Below are 671 nucleotides of genomic sequence, written 5' to 3' on the forward strand. Positions count from 1 at the left end.
CACGTCCGGTTTGATGAGCGGGGAGAGGAAACGGAACGCGCAACAAGCGCATCACCGCGCCTCTCCTCGACTCTACTCAAGCGGCAGAAAAACGACAGCACCGACGCGGAGGCAATTTGCGAGGCGGTCACGAGGCCCAACATGCGGTTCGTGCCGACCAAGACGGTCGAGCAACAGAGCTGTCTAATGCTTCACCGGGCGCGCCATCTCTTCATCCGCCAGCAGACTGCCGTGATCAATTCAATCCGCGCCTATCTGGCCGAGTTCGGGATTGTCGCCCCTGTCGGGCGCAGGGGCGTCGAGCAACTGCTGGAAGTCGTTGCCGATAGAGCCGACGACCGGCTCCCCGAGGTAGCCCGTGCCTGTCTTGCTGCTCTCGGCAGTCAATTGCGCGCACTGAAGGCCCAAATCCTGGAGTTCGACCGACGCATCATCGCCTGGCATCGATCAAGCGTGACGAGCAAACGGCTGGACGCGATCCCCGGCATCGGGCCGGCGCTGGCAACCGCTTTGGTCGCCAGCATTGCGGATCCCAAAGCCTTCCGATCGGGACGAGACTTCTCGGCCTGGGTTGGGCTAGTGCCGAAGCAGAACTTGCATGTTTCGCGGGATCGTGAGCACGGATTTCAGGGGATCGTGAGCAGAGATTTCAGACGATCGTGAGCACGGAT

The 671-nt window shown here is 61.5% G+C and carries 1 protein-coding gene; it reads left to right on the forward strand.

Annotated features, from left to right (window positions below; translation table 11 throughout):
• On the forward strand, nucleotides 1-663 hold a 663-nt coding region (locus tag AAFX91_RS42240), incomplete at its 5' end, for an IS110 family transposase (RefSeq protein ID WP_394570419.1).
• Nucleotides 664-671: the final 8 nt, after the last annotated feature.

Source organism: Bradyrhizobium sp. 31Argb, assembly GCF_043638955.1.
Classification (GTDB): Bacteria; Pseudomonadota; Alphaproteobacteria; order Rhizobiales; family Xanthobacteraceae; genus Bradyrhizobium.